Raw genomic sequence first — 16,223 nt, forward strand, 5'->3', positions numbered from 1 at the left:
GCACCGCCCGCCCGCCTGTCCCGCAGACGGGTCGCCGACCGGCTAGGGTCGGGCACACGGCAGCTGAACACGAGGAGGCCATTGCCTGAAGGAGCCGAGAGGATCCCACCGGCAGTGGCCTTCTTCGTATGCACGAGGAGATCTCCACCATGAGCAATGACACCGACACCGACAAGGACTCCCGGCGTCGCTTTCTGCTGAAACTGTCCGGCGAGGCGTTCGCCGGCGGGGGAGGTCTCGGAGTCGACCCCGACATCGTGCACAAGATGGCGCGGGAGATCGCCTCCGTGATCCGCGAGGGCACCGAGCTCGCCGTGGTGATCGGCGGCGGCAACTTCTTCCGCGGCTCGGAGCTCCAGCAGCGCGGCATGGACCGCGCCCGCTCCGACTACATGGGCATGCTCGGCACCGTCATGAACTGCCTCGCCCTCCAGGACTTCCTGGAGAAGGAGGGCATCGACTCGCGGGTCCAGACCGCCATCACGATGGGTCAGGTGGCGGAGCCCTACATCCCGCTGCGGGCCATCCGGCACCTGGAGAAGGGGCGCGTGGTCATCTTCGGCGCGGGCATGGGCATGCCCTACTTCTCCACCGACACCACCGCGGCCCAGCGCGCGCTGGAGATCAACGCGGAGGCGCTTCTGATGGGCAAGAACGGCGTGGACGGGGTGTACGACGCCGACCCGGCGAAGAACCCGGACGCCGTGAAGTTCGACGCGCTGGAGTACGGCGAGGTCATCACCCGTGACCTCAAGGTCGCCGATGCCACCGCGATCACCCTCTGCCGTGACAACGCGCTGCCGATCTACGTCTTCGAGCTGCTCGCCGAAGGGAATATCGGACGTGCGGTGAAGGGTGAGAAGATCGGCACCCTGGTGAGCAGCCAGGGCAGCCGCGGCTGACGCCCGGCGGCCCAACTCACCGGCCGTGCCGTGCCGTTGACCTGCGGGTCCGGCGGAACGGCGCTCGATGGACATATCAGGCTTCACACTTCCGAACCAGGAGCACGTGGTGATCGAAGAGACCCTCCTCGAGGCCGAGGAGAAGATGGAGAAGGCGGTCGTCGTCGCCAAGGAGGACTTCGCCGCGATCCGCACCGGCCGTGCGCACCCGGCGATGTTCAACAAGATCGTGGCGGACTACTACGGTGCGATGACGCCGATCAACCAGCTGGCGTCGTTCTCGGTGCCGGAGGCCCGGATGGCCGTGGTGACCCCGTTCGACAAGAGCGCGCTGCGCAACATCGAGCAGGCCATCCGCGACTCCGACCTGGGCGTCAACCCGTCGAACGACGGCCACATCATCCGGGTGGTCTTCCCCGAGCTCACCGAGGAGCGCCGGCGGGAGTTCACCAAGGTCGCCAAGGCCAAGGGCGAGGACGCGAAGATCTCCATCCGCAGCGTCCGCCGCAAGGCCAAGGAGACCATCGACAAGGCGATCAAGGACGGCGAGGTCGGCGAGGACGAGGGCCGCCGGGCCGAGAAGGAGCTCGACGACACCACCTCCAAGTACGTGGCGCAGGTCGACGAGCTCCTGAAGCACAAGGAAGCCGAGCTGCTCGAGGTCTGAGGCTTGAGTTCCGTGAACGACTCCTCCTGGGGTGCTCCCTCGCCGGGCGCCGGTTTCTCCGGCCCGCCCGGCCGGGCCCCGGCACCGGCTCCTCCGGCGGGCGCGCCGACGCCCGCCGCGCGGGGCTCCGCACCCGTCGGCGACCCGGCCGCGACCAGGCCCATGCCCGTGGTCGGCGGCCACGCCGCCGATCGCCCCGTCCCCGGGGAGCCGGGCGACCCCGAGAACGGTGAGGACGCAGTGGGTGGCTCCAGTTCCCGCGGTGTGCCCGGCGACGGCCCGGGCGGGCCGGACGGCGGACAGCAGCCGGTCGAGCCGGCGCACTCCGGCATGCCCGGTGGTCCGCCCCCCGCGAAGGGCAAGAAGCGTGCCGGCCGTGACCTGCGCGCCGCGATAGGAGTCGGCCTCGGCCTCGGCGCGGTGATCATCGCGTCCCTGTTCGTCTACAAGCACCTCTTCGTCGGCGTCGTCGTCCTCGCCGTCGCCGTCGGGATCTGGGAGCTGACCTCCCGGCTCTCCGAGCGCAAGGGCATCCGCGCCCCGCTGGCCACCCTGGTCGCCGGGGGAACGGGCATGGTCGTCGCGGGATACGTGTGGGGTGCGGCCGGCGCGTGGCTCGGCATGGCCCTCACCGCGCTGGGCGTCCTCCTCCAGCAGATGACCCGGTCCCCCCAGGACTACCTGCGGGACGTCTCGGCCGGCATCTTCGCCGCCTTCTACGTCCCGTTCCTGGCCACCTTCGTGGCCCTGATGCTCGCGGCCGACGACGGGTCGTGGCGCGTCCTGACGTTCCTCGTCCTCACCGTCGTCAGCGACACCGGTGCGTACGCCGTCGGCTGGCGCTTCGGCAAGCACAAGCTGGCTCCCCGCATCAGCCCGGGCAAGACCCGCGAGGGCCTGCTCGGCGCCGTCTCCTTCGCCATGGCCGCCGGCGCGCTCTGCATGGAGTTCGCCGTCGACGGCGGCGCCTGGTGGCAGGGCCTGATCCTCGGCTTCGCCGTCGCCGTCAGTGCCACTCTCGGCGACCTCGGCGAGTCCATGATCAAGAGGGACCTCGGCATCAAGGACATGGGTACGCTCCTGCCCGGCCACGGCGGCATCATGGACCGCCTCGACTCCCTCCTCCCCACCGCCCCCGTCACCTGGCTCCTCTTCGTCCTCTTCACCGGCACGGCCTGACCGCCGACCCGTAGCGGCGCCACCGGCCGGTCGCCGTCCCCGGCGGGCCGGGACGGCGACCAGCCCGCGGTACGCGGCCCGGAGTGCGGAGGCGGGGATCAGGCGTGAGCCAGCATGCGGCGTACGGCTGCACCACTCGCCGCCACGAATGCCTCCACCGCCGTGGCGTGCTCGTCCCAGAGGCCGGAGAACTCGGCGTCGTCGACGTTTCCTCGCCGCCGGCGGCTGCCGAGACGTCGACCCGCCTTGTTCATCCGGTCCAGGGACGTGAGGAGGCGTTCGTCCCTCGAGAGGATGTGGAGGCGGGGGGTGGCCAGGCGCTGTGCCGAGAGGTCCCAAGCGGCGACCCGTCCCTCCAGACCCAGATGCCGTTCTTCCCAGATGCGGTGCTGGAAGTCGGAAGACGACGGCGCCACCAGAGCGCACTGCTCCAGCAGAAGCTCGAAGACCCAGGTCCGTTGTTCGGCCCGCTTGACCAGGTGCCGGCCCACCAGTGCGGGGCGGAGCAGCGGGCGGCTCGTCGGCGATCGGCTGACCCTGGGATACGACACCACCTCACGGTGTGCTCCGTGCAAGACTGACGATCGGTCGCCGGAACGCGGGCTGCTTGGAGGAGTGGGCAATGGGGGAGATGTTCGGGGCCACGATGATGCTCGCGTTCGCCGTACTCTTCGCGTTGGCGTTCGCGAGTGCGGTGCTGGGCGTTCACGGCCTGCTGCTGGGGCGTATGCCCGGTCGGCTTCTGCAACGATATGTGCGGCGGCCGAGGGTATAGGGAGCCGGCGCTCTGCTCGTAGCGACGAGCGGCTCCACCTCCCGGACTGTCTTACTCATCGGACTAGGGCTTATCGCCATAGGACACGTGAGGCCGTGATTCGGCCGGCGCTGAGGGCCGTCCCACGTTGGTCGACACTGACGGACGACGCCCAGGAGTGACCACCGTCGCACTCCGTCGGCCAGGGGCCCGTGAACGATCTGCGACACTGGAGCGGTTATGCCTGCACCTGGAGGACTGAGCGTCCCCAGGCACAGAGAAGCCCCTCACCAGCAGTTTTCTGCCAGTGAGGGGCCGTCTTGTGAGCCGTGGGCCGTCGCTGGGCCGTCAGGGTTCTTGGGCCGTGCCGAAGACTCCGTCGATGGCGCGTCGGGCACGCTCCCTGCTTGAGGGCATCAGGTGCGCGTAGACGCGGAGGGTCATGGCCGGGTCGGAGTGGCCCAGGTATTCGCTCACGGCCCTGATGCTTTCGCCCGCGTCCAGGAGGACCGAGGCGTAGAAGTGCCTCAGCGCATGCATGCCGTGTTCCCTCGCGGATGCGTACGGGTCACCCTTGCCAGGCGTAGGAATCATCCCGGCCGCAGCGAGCGCGGGCTTCCACGTGTGCGTGTTGAAGTTGCTCCGCCAGACCAGACCGCCGGCGGAGTTGGTGAACAGGAGCTCCCGCGTGACGCGGGGGCCGTCCGGCGTCTTCCACGGCAGCTCAACGGCCACCGGCGGGTGATCCTCGCTGTGACGCTTGAGGGCTCTGGCGACCGAGGACGGAAGGGGCACGTCGCGCTCCTTGCCACCCTTGGGCGGAGCGAAGACGGCCGTGCCACGGATCATCTTCACCTGCGTGACGACGTGCAGTGTCTCGCTGTCGGGGCTCACGGCGTCGAGGGCCAGGCCCAGGATCTCACCCTGCCGGAGCCCACAGCCGCTTCCCACGTCGACCAGTGCCCGATACCGAGGGGGCAGCGCGTCGCGAACGGCCTGCACCTGGGAGGGCAGCCACGGCACCACACGGCCGGCGAAGACAGCGGGAGGACGGACGGATGCGGCCGAGCACGGATTCCGCGCGAGGTATCCGTCATCGACGGCGGCCGAGAGCACAGCCCGGACGTTCGCGTAGATCGAGCGGGCGTAGGTGCCCTCCATCGGGGCCGCCTCCAGTTCCCGCACGAAGGAGCGCATGTGCTCCGGCCGGAACGAGCCGAGCGGGCGAGGGCCCAGCCGGGGGAAGGCGTGCAGCCGGAGCCGGGTCTCCACGGCGACACGCGTCGTCGGGTCGGTTGTCTGGCCGTCGATCCAGCGTTCCGCGTACTGCTGGAAGGTGACGCGGGCGGAGCTGGGGTCGACGTACTGACCACGCAGCATGTCGGCCTCAGTCTGCGCCAGCCACTCGTCAGCCCGTCGCTTCTGGCGGTCGGGGAACGACTTGCTTTTCTCCGTGCCGTCGGGGCCGACGTAGCGGGCGCGGTAGCGGAGCCCGGAGCCATGTCGTTCGGTCTTGACCTTGACGGGTTTGCCGTCGGGACCGGTGGTGGTCTTGTACCAGCGGTCTTGGATGTGTCCGGCCATCAGACAGCCGCCTCCAGCTGCTCGGCGACCCAGGCGGACACGTCGGCGGGGTCGTAGCGGAGGTGTCGGCCGACGCGGAAGCCGCGGGGACCGGTGTGCTTGCGGCGCCACTGGTAGACGGTCTCAACGGGCACGCCCAGGAGGTCGGCCAGGTCCAGCGGGGTCAGGTAGCGCTCAGGCAGGCGACGCGGCACGGTCACCACTCCTCTCCGTCGGCCAGGCCGAGCCGGTCTCGTAGGGCTTCGCGGGCGGTCTCTCGGTTGATGCGGATGTCGTTGGCGATGCCGGCGGCGAGGGCGGATTCGCCGGGCGTGTGGCCGTGTCCGGCGTACTGCCAGTCGGCGAGGACGAGGACGGTGTCCGGCTCCAGGTCCTCGATGCCGAGGGCGGCGGCTTGCTCGGTGGCGCGGTAGTCGGCACGGGTCTGCCGCAGTGCGCCGAGGGTGGTGGAGTACCGGCGCGACTTCGTGGAGAAGTGGCCCCGGAAGCCGAGCATGTGAGCCCAGGCCCACAGCCGACGGTCCGGATAGATCGGGTCGAGGTCCTTGCAGGCCCGGATGAGGCGGCGGGTGTGGGCGGGCACCTGGTGGTGGTCGAGTTCGGCGAGTTCGCCGATGCGGCGGTCGAGGGTGCCGGTCGTCTCGGCGGCTTTGGTGGCGTACTTGGCGACGTAGGAGGCGACCGCCTGTTCGGTCAGCTCCGAGCCGTCACCGAACGCCTTGACGGGCCGCACGTCGAGTTGCGTGCCCCACCGGAGGGTTCGGGCGGGGTGCCCGTCGGCGGCGGGCACGGTGACCGAGGTGTAGCCGTGCTGCACGGCGGCGCGGATGGCGTCGGTCAGCAGCTCGAGCGTGGCCCAGGACGGCGGCGGGTCTTTCGGGCCGTCGGGTCCGTCGAGGCGGATCACGGCGTGGAAGTGGATCGCGCCGCGCTTTTGGAACTCTGCGACCTTGCCGAAGGAGACCCGCGCCGTGTTGGACAGCTCCCGTTGGGTGATCCCGGCGCGGCGGGCGATCTCGCGGCGCAGGCGGGTGGTGAAGCGCTGCCAGAGCTGTCCGGCGTGGTTGTTGAACAGCACGGCGCCCGCGTAGTCGTACGACTCCCGGTCGAGTGGCGTGCCCAGCTCCTCAGCGTCCGGTGCGTGGTGGGTGCCGCAGCGGCATCGTCCGGAGTCGGGCCGGTTGTGCACCGGGCCGAACGACGGTGCGGTGAGGGTGGCGAAGACGCGCGGATGATCCCGCACGGTGGCGGGGATGTTGCGGCGGTCGTCTCCGGCGAGTCCCGCGCGGATGAGGTGCCAGGTGTCCCCGGCGTAGGTGTGGGCGCAGGCCGGGCAGCGGGAGGCGCGGCGGTTGCCGCAGGCGACGCGGAGACGGCCGCCGGGCTCGTCCTCGGTGGAGTAGCGGTGCAGTGTCTCGCCGCTGGTGCGGTCTTTGGTGAGGGTCCAGCCGGTCAGGTGGATGGGGTTGGCGCAGCCACCGGTGCGGCGGATCTGTTCTTGCCAGCGGTCGAAGCCGGGGGACCCGGCCACCCTGAGCGCGTCGGCGAGGGTGGTCGGGTCCAGGCTGGCCGCCGGGGTGGCGGTGTGGGTCATGCGCGCACCTCGGCCGGGCGAGTGAGCAGCGGGGTGAGGCCGGTGCCGTGGCAGGTCTTGCAGACCACGCGGAGGGTGCGGCGGGTGCCGTCCGGGTGGAGGGTGCCGGTGTCGATGGCGACGATGGGGAAGCCGTCGCAGTCGCGGCAGTGCCGCATACGGCGGGTGGTGAGGGTTTGGGCCATGATGGGTGTCCCTTCTGATCTGACTGGGTTGGTTGGGGGCTGGAGCCCTGCCGGGGCGGCGGATGCTTGGCGGTATCGGTGCCGCCCCGGAGGGCCGGTCAGCGTTGGTGCTGGCCGCGGAGCAGGGAGCGGATGACCAGCACGCACACCGCGAGGGATGCGGCGGTGATGGCAACGGCCAGGAGCATGGAGACCAGCACCGCGCCGACGACGAGGACGGCCGCGGTTCCACCGGCCACCAGCGCGGCAGCGGTTCCGGGCGTCATCCGGGCCGGAGCGGCGGGGGCCGGGTTGGCCGGCACCTGGGTCGGAGCCGGGGCGGGGTGCTGGCAGCCGCAGCCGGTCGGTTCGACAGCGGCGCTTCGACGGATCGCGGCCGGAGTGACCACGTGCGGCGTGGTGCCGGTCGGGGCAGGAGCGGCGGGGTACTTGGGTCGGAACATGGCGGAGTCTCCTGTCTCAGTCGTTGGTGCCGTTGACGATCTCGGTGCCGGTTTCGGCGCCGCTCTCGATGGCGGGGGCGATGAAGGTGTCGGCGAGGAGGAAGCCGCCGAGGAGGAGGGTGACAACGAGCCAGGTCGGCGGGCGGAAGAGCTTGATGCCGAAGTAGCCGAAGACGGCCAGGAGGGCGACGAGCGGGATTTCGACGTTCATGGCGGGTGTCCTTTCAGCGGATGCGGCAGCGGTGGGTGCGGGCGGCGAGCTGGGCTGCGGTGCGGGTGCCGTAGTCGGCGGACCAGCCGCAGCGCTCGGAGGTGCACACGGCGGCGTGGCGGGTCTGGCCGGTGCGGCGGTCGCGGTGGGTGCCGATCTGCACCGGGCCGATGCGCTCGACGGAGTGGAAGAAGTCACGGGCAGGCACGATCAGTTCTCCTTGTCGGTGTCGGCTGTGCGCGCGTCGCGTTCGGCGGCTTCCGCGCGCAGCTCGCGGGCGAGGAAGTGGTGACCGGTGGCCTCCATCTCCTCGGCGGCGTCGCGGAACTCTGCGGAGGTCGGCTCTCGTCCGGCCATGGCGGGTGTGTCCTTCCGGTCAGGTGAGTTGGGCGGCGATGGCGTCGGCCATCGGCGCGGGGACGCCTAGGCGGGCGCGGAGGGTGTCGGTGTCCATCTGCGCCCCGGTGCGCTTCCGGTGAGCTGTGGCGAGCTTTCGGGCGTGCTCGACCAGCGGAGCCGGAACCGTGACCGCCGGTACCGGAGCCGGGGCGGGGGCCTTGACCGGCTCAACCGGTGCGGGCTCCTGCTCGACCTCGTGGGGCGGGGGTGCCGGCTCTTCGGCCGGTGCGAGCGCGGCCGGGGCTGGCTTGGCGGGTGCGTCGCGTTCGACGGCGACGGCCGGGGCGTGCTCCGGTTCGTCGGCAGTCGAGGTGTCGGTGACGAGGCCGTGGACTTGCCGCATCAGCGCGCCGAAGGCGAGGAGGGCGGCGGTCGGGGGCACGGCGGCGACGACGTGTTCCAGGCTCAGGCTGTCTTGTTCGACTCCGGCGACGTTGAGGCCGATGGACCCGAGTGACCCGGCGGCGGTGAGGGCGAAGGCCCACCAGTCCCAGGCCCCGCGCAGTGCGGCGCGGAACATGAGGACTTCACCGGCGAGGATGAACAGGTCGATCGTGCCCGGCCAGGCCCAAGCGCGTTCGGGACTGGAAGCGAGGCCGTGTTCCTTGGCCACCTCGGCCAGGTGGGCGTAGGAGAGCCAGAACGCGGCCACGGTCAGGACGAGGATGACGGCCCCGGCGGTGAGGATCGCGGCCCGTTCTGCCTGCTGCTGCGTCATGGTCGGTTCACTCCTTCCGGTTGGCATGGATCGGGTAGGGGCGTGGCGTGAGGCGGTCACACCAACCGAGGGGGAGTGCGCGAAGGGGTCAGGCCGCTTCGGTCAGCTCACGGGCCGGGGCCGCATCAAGGGCGGGCCGGTAGTCAGCCAGCTCCGGGAGTTCCGGTGTCAGGTCGGCGTACTGGTTGCAGACGTTGACGGCCTGCCGAAGCGTCGTGAACGGCGTACGGGTCAGCACCCAGCCGCCGGAGGAATCCGCCGCAACAGCGGTGCCGGGACGCTCCGTCTGGATCTGGACGGCGGCGAGTACGGCGTCCGGGGCGATGTCGGCGAACGCCATGTTCGCGGAGGCCTCATCGTTGACCCGGTGGGCGGTGCGGCCGGTGAGCTGGGAGCGCAGGAGGGTGATGCCCTTGCCGAGGTCGGCGCCGAAGCGCTGCCCGCAGACCTCTACGTAGATGCCGGCGGCGCGGCCGAGCTGGGCGAGACGGACCAGGGCGGTGACGATGGCGTCGCGGCGCTTCTCCTCCGCCCTGCTGCCGGATGCGAGGGCGAGTTCGGCCACCTCATCGACCAGCAGCACGACCGGTACCGGCCGCAGATGCTCGGGCAGGCCCCAGATGTCGGCAGTGATCTCCGCGTCCGGCACCTCTGCGCTGATGCGCTGCTCACGCCGGATGACGTCGAGGATCGTCTCCATGCGGTCGATGAGCGCTTCGAGCAGGCCCAGGGCATCGTCCGGGTTGTCGGCCAGGGCGGAGAAGCGGCGTGCCAGGGGGTAGAGCTCCACACCGTTCTTGCAGTCGATCCCCACCAGCGCCACCCGCTGATCCGCCAGCGCAGCCACCAGACGCCGCTGGTAGACGGACTTGCCCGACTGGGTGGCGCCAATGTTCAGCGCGTGCGGGACCTGCCGGTAGTCGCGGTAGTGCACCGAGCCGTCCTCGCGGAGGGAGACCGGAACCCGCAGCGTCGACTCTTCGGTCTTGGTGGGCATCTGCACCCGCTTGAGGACGTCGTAGCCGGTCATGCGCAGCTCGACCATCCCGGCCTTGACCTCTCGCGAGGAGACGCCCTGCATGCCGAAGGAGTGCCGCAACCGGTCCGAGGCGGCGGCGAAGTCGAACGCGTCCTGACCCGGCTGGAGCTTGACCCGCACCACCAGACCAGTCCGAGTGACCCGCAGTCGGCGGATGCGCGGGATGCGGGAGGCCGGCACCTCGCTGCGGGTGGCCCGTGCGAGCAGCAGCCGCAATCGCGACGGCGGAACGGTCAGGCCGCAGGCTTCCATGACCGAGGCGTAGCGGATGCGGAGGCGGACCACGGCCACGAGGGCGCCGAAGGTGAGCCAGTGCCAGGCCGGGCGGCGCCACCGCAGCAGCGCCGCCGTGCCCAGGATGACCACCAGCACGATGATCGTCAGCGTCTCCATGATCAGGCCGCCTTGGCCTTCGCGCCCGTCTCCGCGAGGGAGGTGACCGCCACGGCGCGGAAGGCGATGCCGTGCCGACGCTGCCCGTTGAACTCGTTCTCCCACGGCCGCGCGACCAGACCGGTCAGCGCCAGCGGCGTACCCATCACCAGCTCACCGCACACGCCCGACTCGGGAACGGTGATCGACAGGATCTCCGGGGCGTTGCCCTCCAGCGCGAACATCACGTTCACGGTCATCAGCTTCGCGCCGGTCTCACGGTCGGTCTGGACCTCACCGGTCTGACGGTTGACCTTCGGCTCAGCCGGGCCAGCGGCCATGACCTGAGCGGCGTTGGTGTCGACGGGGATCTGACGCATGAGGAGACTCCTCTAGATGTGATCGACTCCGTCACTCATGTATATGAGCGACGGTTAGAAGAGTCGCGTACTCATGTGTATGAGTCAAGTCCCCTCTCGAAGTTTCTTGTTCGCGACGCTCTGACCTGCCGGTGCGTCAGTCTCCGGCGACGATGCGGTAGTCGAGGACGAACTTGTCAGCGGCCATCACGGTGTCGCACACCTCGACCACGCGACCGGTGTCCGTGATCGCTTCGCGCACCAGGTGGATGACGGGCGAGCCGGGGCTCAGGCTGAGGCCGGACGTCTCCTGCTTGGTTGCCAGCCGGGCGCGGACGGTCTCGACGTACTCGGCGAGGGTGTTGCCGTGCTCCTCCAGGCGGGCGTAGATGCCACCGCCGCCGGGGTTCTCCTCGAACATCTCCGGGATGTCCTTGACCACGTCCCACGGCAGGTACGAGGTGGCCTCCTCGGTCGGGATGCCGTCGCTGAAGTACAGCCGCCGCCGGGCGAGCACCTTCGTGCCAGGCTCGACAGCCAGTCGCTCGGCGATCTCCTCGGGTGCCTCCATCGGACCGACATAGAGCACGTTCACCGACGGAGTGGACCCGGTCTGCTCGCTCTCGGCCAGGTACGCGGCCTTACCGGCCTTGCGGTGCGAGCGGCGGAACCGGTCGGAGGACTTCCGGCGCACAGGAGGCCGGCGCTTCACGAAGGAGCCGCGGCCATGGTGCGTCTCGACCAGCCCGGCCGTGCGCAGCTCGGCGATGGCCTTCCGCACGGTGCCGACCGATCCGCCGTACTGCTTGATCACCTCGGCCTCACTGGGCACCTGCTCACCGGGGGCGAGTACGCCCTCGCGGATCTGCTGGGCCAGGCCCTCGGCGATCTGGAGATACTTCGGGACGGCCGAGTCGCGTGCCGCAGGTGTACCCATGTCCTTGCTTCCTCCTATGCTCCTATACATGAGTATCGGTACCCCGACGGCGCGGTCAACGCCGCTGCACTCCGTGTCCGTCGCCGGAGCGGTCATCCGCGAAGACGGCAGGTTCCTCACCATCAAGCGCGCGGACAACGGCAAGTGGGAGCTCCCCGGGGGCGTACTCGAACTCGACGAGTCACCGGAGGAGGGCGTGCGACGCGAGGTCTACGAGGAGACCGGCGTCCGGGTCGAGGTGGACCAGCTCAGCGGCGTCTACAAGAACCTGGCGCGTGGCGTCGTGGCCTTGGTCTTCCGGTGCAAGCCGTCCGGCGGAGTCGAGCGCACCTCCGACGAATCGACTGCCGTCGCATGGCTCACGCCCGAAGAGGTGGCCGAGCGGATGAGCGAGGTCTACGCAGTACGCCTGCTGGACGCAACTGCCAGCGATGGGCCGCATGTTCGCAACCATGACGGCCAGCAGCTCATCGAGACGCGGTAAGAGTTTCTCTACTTCATCAAGGGCTCGCTCCGCTCGCCGCGCGGCCCGGCTCGCCGCCGGGCCGACGCTCCTGTCTTCGCCCCGCTCCGGCCCGGCCGCCGGCCCGCGCGCGGCGCGAGCCACAGAAGAGGGCGCCGTCGTGGCTGGGGCGGTCGGCTCCACGGCTTTAGGCAGCCACCATGGGGCGAGCCTCGAAGATCGGGGGCCCACTTCGGGCTATTGCGGGCAGGCTAGGTGCTGCCCGAGTCGCGGCAAGCTTACGGGCCCCCGACCTCTCGCCCCATGGCAGCTCCAGCCCAAAGCCGCTATGCCGACCTAACTCGTCAGCGATTGAGCCATGTAGCGGGCAGCCGTGTACATATCGAGGTCTTCAAGATGATAGCCGGATCGGTAAAGGACGGGAGTCTTTTCCAGAGGGCGCAACACAACCTCGTCTGGGAATTCTCCGCCCATCGATAGGTGCTTGAACGGATGAACCTTGTTTGGGTCATCGTCTCTAATCGACGTGAAGATTGACGGAAAATGGGTTTTATTCTTCATGAGGTCGCACATGTCTGTCGAGTTGAAGCCCCACCACAAGAGCCATTTGGGGAATCCATCCTCGTCGTAGACTTTTGCGAACCAAGAATTCCCATCTCTGTCGCGCTCTTCCAGCAAGGAAAATGAATGTAGATCTGGAATTCCCTGGAGTTGTACCGTCCACCCTCGTTCGGTGAGTTCGTCTCTTAGTAGGTTTAAGAATGTCTGCGGCGACTGCTTCCAGAGGTTGTAGCGATCTTTTGATGTAGTCAGGAGCCTGTCGTGAATAAGGTCCCGAACGTATCCTGGCTTGGACATGAGTCGAACAGTGCGGTTGAGGATGGAGACGAACAGGTCGTACAGGGGTAGAAGGTCGCCTCCGTCGCTTGCTGCCAACGCGTCGTAATACTGACCCCGGTCAACCCCGGATTGCACTAGGAGGGGCGGAAATCCATTTCTCGCGAGTGCCATATTCGCAAGGATTCGGGCCATGCGCCCGTTTCCATCCTCGAAGGGGTGAATATGTGTCAACCATGCGTGCACAACAGTTGCTTCTAGGGCCGGGTCGACTGTGCACTCTTGCCACCAACTGCTCAGCTCGTGCATTTTCTGCGGGACTTCCCAAGGGCCGGCCGTTCGGAGGTTCGTGCCGCCAATCTCGTTTTCCACTTGTTTGTAGCGGCCTGCATGTGACTCGCCGCTCGTGATTAGTTCATGGAGTGCCCGAATCTCGTATTCGCGAGGCCTTTCGGCCGACTTTGCCCAATCGTCCGCTACTTGATGGGCTTTGTAGAGCCCCAGTGCTTGATAGACGCGAGGGTCATGCCGTACTGCCTGCATGATGGACCCGATTGATGATTCCAGTAGCTCTCGGTAAGTGAGAACCACTTTGTTCACCTCGTCGTACGTCCATTCGTACCCCTCGATCTTATTGCTCTCTGATACGATTCGGCTGCGGATCGCCCGTGTGTACGGCTCGAAAAGCTCTTGCCCTTCGTTGGCAATTCTCGATTGTACGGCAATGGACTTGTCGCGTGACTTTTCGGCTTTACTCTTCACGACGTCAAAGCGTTTCATCGACGCTTCGTCTCCGGAGATAAGGTAAGGAGTACCCCTGAAAATGTCATCAATGATTCCCATATGCCGGAGTCTACGTGATGCTCTTTCTGTACGGGGTGGCATCTGCGAAGTCTTCGGTCAAATCTTCAGGTCATCAGAGTTCTGTGCTGGGGCCGTCTGTGGGCCGTGCGAGGGTGGCCAAGGCTGACAGAGGGCGCCGGAGGGTGACGACTGTCGCACGCGCTGACCAGCGGGGCGGCCCGGGGATCTGCGACACTGGAGCGGTTATGCCTGCACCTGGAGAGCTCACGTTCGTGGCGCCGCGCGGGGCTGCGAAGCCGCCGCGGCATCTGGCCGACCTTTCGCCGAAGGAACGGAAGGAGGCCGTGGCCGCGCTGGGGGAGAAGCCGTTCCGCGCGAAGCAGCTGTCGCAGCACTACTTCGCCCGGTACGCGCACGACCCCGCGCAGTGGACGGACATCCCGCAGCAGTCGCGGGAGCGGCTGGCCGGCGAGCTGCTGCCGGAGCTGATGAGCGTGGTGCGGCACATCAGCTGTGACGAGGACACGACGCGCAAGACGCTGTGGCGGCTGCACGACGGCACGCTGGTCGAGTCGGTGCTGATGAGGTATCCGGACCGGGTCACGATGTGCATCAGTTCGCAGGCCGGATGCGGGATGAACTGCCCGTTCTGCGCGACGGGACAGGCGGGCCTGGACCGCAACCTGTCGACGGCGGAGATCGTGCACCAGATCGTCGACGGCATGCGTGCGCTGCGCGACGGGGAAGTGCCCGGGGGCCCGGCGCGGCTGTCGAACATCGTGTTCATGGGTATGGGCGAGCCGCTCGCCAACTACAAACGGGTGGTCGGCGCCATCCGCCGCCTGACCGATCCGGAGCCGGACGGCGTCGGGTTGTCGCAGCGGGGCATCACGGTGTCGACGGTGGGTCTGGTGCCCGCGATGCTGCGGTTCGCCGACGAAGGGCTCAAGTGCCGCCTGGCGGTCTCGCTGCACGCGCCGGACGACGAGCTGCGCGACACCCTCGTGCCGGTGAACACCCGGTGGAAGGTGCGCGAGGTGCTGGACGCGGCGTGGGAGTACGCGGAGAAGTCCGGGCGCCGGGTCTCCATCGAGTACGCGCTGATCCGGGACATCAACGACCAGGCGTGGCGGGCCGATCTGCTGGGACGGCTGCTCAAGGGACGGCCGGTGCACGTCAACCTGATCCCCCTCAACCCGACGCCGGGGTCCAAGTGGACCGCGTCGCGGCCGGAGGACGAGCGGGAGTTCGTACGGGCCCTGGAGGCGCACCGCGTACCGGTGACCGTGCGGGACACCCGGGGTCAGGAGATCGACGGGGCCTGCGGCCAGCTGGCGGCCACGGAGCGCTGACCGGCCGCGGCGGAACGCGGCGGCGGAGCGGCGGCAGAACAGCTGCGGAGCGGCGGCGGCGTACCGGGCCGGGCGCCGCCCGTGCCCCGGCGGAGGCCGGGCCTGCTCGCCGTGAGAGCCCGGCTGGTACCGTACAACCGTATTTCCATCCGACAGGGGAGCGCGCGCAGCGCTGAGAGTGCGGCACCGTCCGGCCGCAGACCCTAGAACCTCGCCCAGGTCATGCTGGGTAGGAAGATCGGTTCACACCTCTCGTGCTGCCCGCGTGCGCCCACCTGGAGGTCCGTCGAGGACCCGGGAAGAAGGCTGCACGATGAAGCACACCGCCACCACCCTCCTCGCCGTCACGCTGGGCGTCTCGCTGCTCGCCGGGTGCGGCGGCTCCGGCGGGTCGGGCGACTCCTCCGCGGACGGCGGGGACGCGAAGAAGGTCACCCTGGTCACGCACGACTCCTTCGCCGCTTCCGAGAAGGTGCTGAAGCGGTTCACCGACGAGACGGGCTACGAACTGGAGATCCTGCGCGCCGGCGACGCCGGATCCACGGTCAACCAGGCGGTGCTGAACAAGGGCAACCCGCAGGGCGACGTCCTCTTCGGCGTGGACAACACCCTGCTCTCCCGCGCGCTGGAGAACGAGATCTTCACCCCCTACGAGGCCCGCGGCCTGGAGAAGGTCCCGCAGGAGTACCGGCCGGCCGGCGGCGGCGCGGACGTGACTCCGGTGGACACCGGCGAGATCTGCGTCAACTACGACCGCGCGTACTTCGAGAAGAACGGCCTCCGGCCGCCCCGCACGCTCGGCGACCTGACGAAGCCCGCGTACAAGGACCTGCTCGTCACCGAGAACGCCGCCACCTCCTCGCCCGGCCTGGGCTTCCTGCTCGCCACCGTCGCCGAGTACGGGGACGGCGGGTGGAAGGACTACTGGAAGAAGCTGGAGGCCAACGGCGTCGAGGTCGTCGACGGCTGGGAGCAGGCGTACTACGACCGGTTCAGCGGCTCGGCCGGCGGAGAGGGCAAGGGCGACCGTCCGCTGGTCGTGTCGTACGCGTCCAGCCCGCCCGCCGAGGTGCTCGGGAAGAAGCCGATGCCCGAGCAGGCGCCGACCGGCGTCGCCGAGGGCACCTGCTTCCGCCAGGTCGAGTTCGCCGGCCTGCTGGAGGGCGCGGACAACCCGAAGGGCGGCAGGGCGCTGCTGGACTTCCTGATCGGCACGGCGTTCCAGGAGGACCTGCCGCTCCAGATGTTCGTCTCCCCGGTGCGCGAGGACGCCGTACTCCCCGAGGTGTTCACCGAGTACGGCGCGGACGTCGAGAACCCGGCCACGATGGCGCCGGAGCGCATCGCGGACAACCGGGAGCAGTGGGTGAAGGCGTGGACCTCGCTCGTCGTGCGGTAGACACCGAGGCGCGGCCGGCGCTCCG

Annotated in this window: 20 protein-coding genes; 6 read left to right on the forward strand and 14 right to left on the reverse strand. The window is 68.9% G+C overall.

Annotated elements, in window-relative coordinates; genetic code table 11:
• Nucleotides 1–128: 128 nt before the first annotated feature.
• The 3 genes from pyrH (at nucleotide 129) to K304_RS0111605 (ending at nucleotide 2,748) form a co-directional block, all read left to right on the forward strand.
• Nucleotides 129–902: a UMP kinase gene (gene pyrH, locus K304_RS0111595; RefSeq protein ID WP_486591639.1), complete on the forward strand. Its 774-nt coding sequence runs from the start codon at nucleotides 129–131 to the stop codon at nucleotides 900–902.
• A 109-nt stretch (nucleotides 903–1,011) separates the two neighbouring features.
• Nucleotides 1,012–1,569, forward strand: a complete 558-nt coding sequence (gene frr, locus K304_RS0111600) for a ribosome recycling factor (protein ID WP_027763883.1) — start codon at nucleotides 1,012–1,014, stop codon at nucleotides 1,567–1,569.
• Nucleotides 1,570–1,581: 12 nt separating this feature from the next.
• Nucleotides 1,582–2,748, forward strand: a complete 1,167-nt coding sequence (locus K304_RS0111605; protein WP_027763884.1) for a phosphatidate cytidylyltransferase — start codon at nucleotides 1,582–1,584, stop codon at nucleotides 2,746–2,748.
• A 98-nt stretch (nucleotides 2,749–2,846) separates the two neighbouring features.
• On the opposite strand, the gene K304_RS0111610 is transcribed toward K304_RS0111605, so the two are convergent.
• The 13 genes from K304_RS0111610 to K304_RS0111675 all read right to left on the reverse strand — a co-directional run bounded on the left by K304_RS0111610 (nucleotide 2,847) and on the right by K304_RS0111675 (nucleotide 11,343).
• Entirely contained in the window at nucleotides 2,847–3,299 is a 453-nt protein-coding gene (locus K304_RS0111610; RefSeq protein WP_158687331.1) for a hypothetical protein, read from the reverse strand.
• A 551-nt stretch (nucleotides 3,300–3,850) separates the two neighbouring features.
• Complete coding sequence (locus tag K304_RS0111620) at nucleotides 3,851–5,086, reverse strand: site-specific integrase (protein ID WP_027763886.1); 1,236 nt, start codon at nucleotides 5,084–5,086, stop codon at nucleotides 3,851–3,853.
• The gene (locus tag K304_RS0111625; RefSeq protein WP_051308354.1) at nucleotides 5,086–5,280 is read right to left on the reverse strand and encodes a helix-turn-helix domain-containing protein; all 195 of its coding nucleotides are present in this window, start codon (nucleotides 5,278–5,280) and stop codon (nucleotides 5,086–5,088) included. Before K304_RS0111625 ends, K304_RS0111620 begins: the two co-directional genes overlap by 1 nt.
• A 2-nt stretch (nucleotides 5,281–5,282) precedes the next feature.
• On the reverse strand, nucleotides 5,283–6,680 hold the full coding sequence (gene repSA / locus K304_RS0111630) for a replication initiator protein RepSA (protein ID WP_027763888.1): 1,398 nt from the start codon (nucleotides 6,678–6,680) through the stop codon (nucleotides 5,283–5,285).
• On the reverse strand, nucleotides 6,677–6,865 hold the full coding sequence (locus K304_RS0111635) for a hypothetical protein (RefSeq protein ID WP_027763889.1): 189 nt from the start codon (nucleotides 6,863–6,865) through the stop codon (nucleotides 6,677–6,679). The genes repSA and K304_RS0111635 overlap by 4 nt, the downstream gene beginning before the upstream one ends.
• A gap of 98 nt (nucleotides 6,866–6,963) precedes the next feature.
• Nucleotides 6,964–7,308 carry a hypothetical protein gene (locus K304_RS0111640; RefSeq protein WP_027763890.1) on the reverse strand — a complete coding sequence of 115 codons (345 nt, stop codon included), beginning with the start codon at nucleotides 7,306–7,308 and terminating at the stop codon, nucleotides 6,964–6,966.
• A gap of 16 nt (nucleotides 7,309–7,324) precedes the next feature.
• Nucleotides 7,325–7,519, reverse strand: coding sequence for a hypothetical protein (locus K304_RS0111645; protein WP_027763891.1), 195 nt, complete (start codon nucleotides 7,517–7,519; stop codon nucleotides 7,325–7,327).
• 13 nt (nucleotides 7,520–7,532) lie between these two features.
• A complete protein-coding gene (locus K304_RS0111650; RefSeq protein WP_027763892.1) occupies nucleotides 7,533–7,727 on the reverse strand; it encodes a mobile element transfer protein in 195 nt (64 codons plus the stop codon).
• A 2-nt stretch (nucleotides 7,728–7,729) separates the two neighbouring features.
• Nucleotides 7,730–7,876 carry a hypothetical protein gene (locus tag K304_RS33335; protein WP_158687332.1) on the reverse strand — a complete coding sequence of 49 codons (147 nt, stop codon included), beginning with the start codon at nucleotides 7,874–7,876 and terminating at the stop codon, nucleotides 7,730–7,732.
• 19 nt (nucleotides 7,877–7,895) lie between these two features.
• The gene (locus K304_RS31675) at nucleotides 7,896–8,636 is read right to left on the reverse strand and encodes a DUF2637 domain-containing protein (protein WP_051308325.1); all 741 of its coding nucleotides are present in this window, start codon (nucleotides 8,634–8,636) and stop codon (nucleotides 7,896–7,898) included.
• An 88-nt stretch (nucleotides 8,637–8,724) separates the two neighbouring features.
• On the reverse strand, nucleotides 8,725–10,068 hold the full coding sequence (locus K304_RS0111665; RefSeq protein ID WP_027763893.1) for an FtsK/SpoIIIE domain-containing protein: 1,344 nt from the start codon (nucleotides 10,066–10,068) through the stop codon (nucleotides 8,725–8,727).
• A 2-nt stretch (nucleotides 10,069–10,070) separates the two neighbouring features.
• Entirely contained in the window at nucleotides 10,071–10,427 is a 357-nt protein-coding gene (locus K304_RS0111670) for an SCO3933 family regulatory protein (RefSeq protein ID WP_027763894.1), read from the reverse strand.
• Nucleotides 10,428–10,563: 136 nt separating this feature from the next.
• Nucleotides 10,564–11,343, reverse strand: a complete 780-nt coding sequence (locus K304_RS0111675) for a GntR family transcriptional regulator (RefSeq protein WP_027763895.1) — start codon at nucleotides 11,341–11,343, stop codon at nucleotides 10,564–10,566.
• Between the two features lie 16 nt (nucleotides 11,344–11,359).
• On the opposite strand from K304_RS0111675, the gene K304_RS0111680 reads away from it, so the two are divergent.
• A complete protein-coding gene (locus tag K304_RS0111680; protein ID WP_027763896.1) occupies nucleotides 11,360–11,827 on the forward strand; it encodes an NUDIX domain-containing protein in 468 nt (155 codons plus the stop codon).
• A 315-nt stretch (nucleotides 11,828–12,142) separates the two neighbouring features.
• On the opposite strand, the gene K304_RS32065 is transcribed toward K304_RS0111680, so the two are convergent.
• Nucleotides 12,143–13,486, reverse strand: a complete 1,344-nt coding sequence (locus tag K304_RS32065) for a Fic family protein (RefSeq protein WP_158687333.1) — start codon at nucleotides 13,484–13,486, stop codon at nucleotides 12,143–12,145.
• A gap of 206 nt (nucleotides 13,487–13,692) precedes the next feature.
• Here K304_RS32065 and rlmN point away from each other — a divergent pair, with 206 nt between their 5' ends.
• Both rlmN and K304_RS0111690 read left to right on the forward strand, forming a co-directional pair.
• Entirely contained in the window at nucleotides 13,693–14,799 is a 1,107-nt protein-coding gene (gene rlmN / locus K304_RS0111685) for a dual-specificity RNA methyltransferase RlmN (protein WP_027763897.1), read from the forward strand.
• 313 nt (nucleotides 14,800–15,112) lie between these two features.
• Nucleotides 15,113–16,198 (forward strand): thiamine ABC transporter substrate-binding protein, encoded by a 1,086-nt coding sequence (locus K304_RS0111690; RefSeq protein ID WP_027763898.1) that lies wholly within the window; start codon nucleotides 15,113–15,115, stop codon nucleotides 16,196–16,198.
• Nucleotides 16,199–16,223 lie beyond the last annotated feature (25 nt).

The sequence above is a fragment of the Streptomyces sp. CNS606 genome, from assembly GCF_000426325.1.

What these genes read in the sequence shown, in the direction of transcription:
- pyrH (WP_486591639.1), top strand. Translation starts at nt 129, where the DNA reads ATGCACGAGGAGATCTCCACCATGAGCAATGACACCGACACCGACAAG.
- K304_RS0111620 (WP_027763886.1), bottom strand. Translation starts at nt 5,086, where the DNA reads ATGGCCGGACACATCCAAGACCGCTGGTACAAGACCACCACCGGTCCC.
- repSA (WP_027763888.1), bottom strand. Translation starts at nt 6,680, where the DNA reads ATGACCCACACCGCCACCCCGGCGGCCAGCCTGGACCCGACCACCCTC.
- K304_RS0111635 (WP_027763889.1), bottom strand. Translation starts at nt 6,865, where the DNA reads ATGGCCCAAACCCTCACCACCCGCCGTATGCGGCACTGCCGCGACTGC.
- K304_RS0111640 (WP_027763890.1), bottom strand. Translation starts at nt 7,308, where the DNA reads ATGTTCCGACCCAAGTACCCCGCCGCTCCTGCCCCGACCGGCACCACG.
- K304_RS0111645 (WP_027763891.1), bottom strand. Translation starts at nt 7,519, where the DNA reads ATGAACGTCGAAATCCCGCTCGTCGCCCTCCTGGCCGTCTTCGGCTAC.
- K304_RS33335 (WP_158687332.1), bottom strand. Translation starts at nt 7,876, where the DNA reads ATGGCCGGACGAGAGCCGACCTCCGCAGAGTTCCGCGACGCCGCCGAG.
- K304_RS31675 (WP_051308325.1), bottom strand. Translation starts at nt 8,636, where the DNA reads ATGACGCAGCAGCAGGCAGAACGGGCCGCGATCCTCACCGCCGGGGCC.
- K304_RS0111665 (WP_027763893.1), bottom strand. Translation starts at nt 10,068, where the DNA reads ATGGAGACGCTGACGATCATCGTGCTGGTGGTCATCCTGGGCACGGCG.
- K304_RS0111670 (WP_027763894.1), bottom strand. Translation starts at nt 10,427, where the DNA reads ATGCGTCAGATCCCCGTCGACACCAACGCCGCTCAGGTCATGGCCGCT.
- K304_RS0111675 (WP_027763895.1), bottom strand. Translation starts at nt 11,343, where the DNA reads ATGGGTACACCTGCGGCACGCGACTCGGCCGTCCCGAAGTATCTCCAG.
- K304_RS0111680 (WP_027763896.1), top strand. Translation starts at nt 11,360, where the DNA reads ATGCTCCTATACATGAGTATCGGTACCCCGACGGCGCGGTCAACGCCG.
- K304_RS32065 (WP_158687333.1), bottom strand. Translation starts at nt 13,486, where the DNA reads ATGGGAATCATTGATGACATTTTCAGGGGTACTCCTTACCTTATCTCC.
- rlmN (WP_027763897.1), top strand. Translation starts at nt 13,693, where the DNA reads ATGCCTGCACCTGGAGAGCTCACGTTCGTGGCGCCGCGCGGGGCTGCG.
- K304_RS0111690 (WP_027763898.1), top strand. Translation starts at nt 15,113, where the DNA reads ATGAAGCACACCGCCACCACCCTCCTCGCCGTCACGCTGGGCGTCTCG.